We start from the raw sequence: 3749 nt of genomic DNA, 5'->3' as shown, positions 1-3749 counted from the left end.
CGCCCGCACCGGGATCGATCGTCCTGATCGATGACCTCGACGCGCTCGGCGCGCGTCTGCCCGGGGACTACGGGCGCGAGATCGTGGAGCGGCTCGACCTTGCGGTGCGCCGCGCGGGCGACGACGGCGTGATGTTCATCGTCGCGGCGCAGCGGCTCACCGGTGTGGTCGCGCGTCTCGGTGACCTGCTGCCGAGGCGCCTCCTGCTGCCGATGCCGTCGCGCCAGGAGCATCTCGCAGCGGGAGGTGAGTCCGCCCACTTCGCGCCGGGCGCGCCCGCCGGCCGCGGACGCCTCGACGGGCGCGCGGTGCAAGTGGCGGTCGCCGGGCGTGCCCCGGCAGCCCACGCGACGTCGATCGCCGCATCCGATGCCGGGCGATTCCAGCCCGCGGCGGCACTCACGGGGTACATCACGCGACCGACCACGACCGGGCGTGCCGCGCTCGCGGCGTGGACGCGAGACGGCGCACGGATAGTGGGCATCGACGACTTCGCCGCGGCCGGTGCTGCCGACACCGGGTCGGGGTCGCCCGTCGTCGTGACGGGCGATCCCGACCAGTGGCAACGCCACTGGCGCGTGCTCTCCGACCTGCGAGCCGATCACGACCTCGTGGTCGACACCTCGTGCGCCGCCGAGTACCGCGTGCTCACGGGTGACCGCTCGCTGCCGCCGTACTGCGCGCCCGGAAGACCGCGCGCGTGGCTGTACCGGGCCGGCGAGGCCCGCCGCGTCGCCCTACCCTCCGATGACTCGCGACCGGTTCCCCGACGCGACGACGCTCCGCCGCACGTCGACGAGACCACCGCATGAGCGTGGGCGGCGCGCCGACAGGGCGCCCCCACGGCGACAAGGCGCGCGGCCGCATGCGCGACGCTACGCGAGCACCTCGGCCAGAGGCGTGAGCTCGAGGTCGTGCGCCGACGCCACACCCGGGTTCACGACCGCACCCGCCGTCGTGTTCAGCCCGCCCGCGAGCGCCGGGTCGTTGCGCAGCGCCTCGGTCCAGCCGAGCCGCGTGATCTGGCGGATGTAGGGGAGCGTGGCGTTCGTGAGCGCCGAGGTCGCCGTGTTCGGCACCGCCCCCGGCATGTTCGCGACGCAGTAGAACACCGAGCCGTGCACGAGGAACGTCGGGTCGTCGTGCGTCGTCGGGTGGGTGTCTTCGAAGCATCCGCCCTGGTCGACGGCGATGTCGACGAGCACGCTGCCCGGCCGCATCCGGCTCACCATGTCGTTCGTCACCAGCTTGGGCGCCCGCGCACCCGGGATCAGCACCGAGCCGATCACGAGGTCGGAGGCGGTGACGGCGCGATCGAGATCGAGAGGGTTCGACGCCGCCGTCTTGATGCGGCCCTGGAAGTGGTCGTCGAGGTACCGCAGGCGCTGCATGTTCGTGTCGAACACCGTGACGTCGGCGCCCATACCGGCCGCGATGACCGCGGCATTCGCACCGGCGACGCCGCCGCCGATGATCGTGACGGCGGCCGAGCGCGTTCCGGGCACGCCCGACATGAGCAGGCCGAGCCCGCCCGCCGACCTCATGAGCGTCGTCGCTCCCACGGTGGGCGCGAGACGGCCGGCGACCTCGCTCATCGGCGCGAGCAACGGCAGGCCGCCGCCCGGCAGCTGCACCGTCTCATACGCGATCGCGGTCACCCGGTCGGCGACGAGCCGCTCCGTCAGCGCGCGATCGGCGGCGAGGTGGAGGTACGTGAAGAGCACGAGGTCCTCGCGAAAGAAGTCGTACTCGCTCGCGATCGGCTCCTTGACCTTGAGCAGCAGCTCGGCGCGGGCCCACACCTCGGCCGCGTCGTCGAGCAGGGTGGCCCCGGCATCCGAGTACTCGTCGTCCGTCATCGACGAGCCGGCACCCGCCCCCCTCTGCACGTAGACCTCGTGCCCGGCCAGCACCAGGTCGTGGACTCCGGACGGGGTGAGCGCAACCCGATACTCGTTGTTCTTCACCTCGGTGGGGACGCAGATTCTCATCGTCGAGATCCTTTCCACCCCTTATGGGGGTGCTCTAGAACGCGGGGCGAATCGCCCCGACTTCACGTCCGCCGCCCATCACGGCCAGCGGAAGACTCGCCATCGCCTCGGCGACCTCGGATGCCTCGAGCGCGCCGGCCCGCTCGAGCAGACGCAGTGCGACCGCCGCAGCGGCGCGGCCGTTCCCGTCGAGCATCTTGAGGGCCACGGTCGCTCCGTCGGGCGTCGACATCACCATGACGCCCTCGGCGCCGCCCTTCGCGAAGACGCCGAGCCGCTCGATGACGATCGTGTCGGGGCGGCCGGGGCCGGCGATCGCCCACGGGTTCTCACGCACCGCGCGCACAAGCGTCGCGGCCTGGCGATGGAGGGCGAACGGCGACCGCTCGGACGCGCCGCCGATGCGGTGGATCGCCCGTGCGAGGCCCATGAGGCTCATCGCGAAGATCGGGGCGCCGCATCCGTCGACCGCGACCGCCGACGCCCGCTGGCCGATCAAGCGCTCGGTCACCTCGCGGATGTGCGACTGAAGCGGATGCCTCGGGTCGAGGTACGTCGCGGCGTCCCACCCGTTGACGGTGCACGCCAGCAGCATCGCCGCGTGCTTGCCGGAGCAGTTCATGCGGATGCGCTCGGGCTCGCCGCCCTCGCGCACGACGGCGTCCCGCGTGGGGGTATCACCGGGCCAGGCCGGCGGGCATCCGAGCGCTCGTTCGTCGAGCCCCGCGGCGTCGAGGATGTCGCGCACGACGGCGACGTGGCGGTCGGTGCCCGAGTGGCTCGCCGTCGCGAGGCCGAGGCGCTCGCCGTCGAGTGGCGCCCCCGCGGCGAGGCATGCGAGGGCCTGAAGCGGTTTGAGGGTCGATCGGGGGAGGATCGGCGCGGCGCTGTCGCCGAGCTGCTCGACCACCTCGCCGTCGGCGCCGATGACGACCGCGGACCCGAGGTGCCGGGACTCGACGAAGCCGCTGCGCTCGACCACGGCGAGTTCGACGGCGTCGGATGCGGCGAAGGTCTGCGGCACGAGGAAAGCCTATCGCCGGTCGGAGGTCGTGCCGCCTCCCGGGAGCCCCGGGCGGCCGCGGCGACGTGTTCCGCCGCGGGCATACTGGGACGATGATCGGCGAGCACCACTACACCCTCCGCACCTCGTGGACCGGCGACCGCGGCACGGGGACGTCGGGCTACCGCGACTACGACCGCAGCGCGACCATCTCGATCGAGGGCAAGCCCGACCTGCTCGCGTCGAGCGACAAGCCGTTCCGCGGCGACCCGTCGCGGTGGAACCCCGAGGACATGCTGCTCGCGGCGCTCAGCCAGTGCCACCTGCTGTCGTACCTGCACGCGTGTGTCACGGCGGGCGTCGTCGTCGTGGGCTACGAGGACGACGCATCCGGCGTCATGGTCGAGGACGGCCGCGGCGGCGGCTCGTTCCGCGAGGTCGTGCTGCGCCCGCGGGTCGTCGTCGCCGACGCGTCGATGGTCGATGCCGCGATGCACGCGCACGAGGTCGCGAACGGGTGGTGCTTCATCGCGAACTCCGTGAACTTCCCGGTGCGCCACGACCCGACGATCGAGGTCGCCGCCCAGGTCGCGTGAGACGGGTGCCGCGAGCTGTCAGCGCCGCTCGTGCGGCAGCACCTGCTTGATGCGCTCGATCGGGTTCGACGCCGGCGCTTCGTTGTAGGCGTTCGCGAGCTCCTGGCCGGAGAGGGCGTGGATCGCGGCCATGATCTCGTCGGTCGCCGTGCGCCGCGC

At 72.7% G+C, this 3749-nt stretch carries 3 protein-coding genes and 2 pseudogenes; 2 read left to right on the top strand and 3 right to left on the bottom strand.

Annotation, left to right across the window (positions count from 1 at the left end; genetic code table 11):
* Positions 1–812, top strand: a pseudogene (locus VFF97_RS12455) (hypothetical protein); the annotation flags it as partial.
* A 63-nt stretch (positions 813–875) separates the two neighbouring features.
* Here VFF97_RS12455 and ald read toward each other — a convergent pair.
* Together ald and VFF97_RS12445 are read right to left on the bottom strand one after the other, a co-directional pair.
* Positions 876–1991, bottom strand: a complete 1116-nt coding sequence (gene ald, locus VFF97_RS12450) for an alanine dehydrogenase (protein ID WP_325033811.1) — start codon at positions 1989–1991, stop codon at positions 876–878.
* Positions 1992–2025: 34 nt separating this feature from the next.
* A complete protein-coding gene (locus tag VFF97_RS12445) occupies positions 2026–3015 on the bottom strand; it encodes an asparaginase (RefSeq protein WP_325033810.1) in 990 nt (329 codons plus the stop codon).
* Positions 3016–3107: 92 nt separating this feature from the next.
* Between VFF97_RS12445 and VFF97_RS12440 the strand changes: the two genes are divergently transcribed.
* The gene (locus VFF97_RS12440) at positions 3108–3590 is read left to right on the top strand and encodes an OsmC family protein (RefSeq protein WP_325033809.1); all 483 of its coding nucleotides are present in this window, start codon (positions 3108–3110) and stop codon (positions 3588–3590) included.
* A gap of 18 nt (positions 3591–3608) precedes the next feature.
* Here VFF97_RS12440 and VFF97_RS12435 read toward each other — a convergent pair.
* Positions 3609–3749: pseudogene (locus VFF97_RS12435) on the bottom strand (1-acyl-sn-glycerol-3-phosphate acyltransferase); the annotation flags it as partial.

This window comes from Microbacterium sp., from assembly GCF_035687345.1.
Lineage (GTDB): Bacteria > Actinomycetota > Actinomycetes > Actinomycetales > Microbacteriaceae > Microbacterium.
This window is presented reverse-complemented; position numbering and strand designations above follow the sequence as displayed.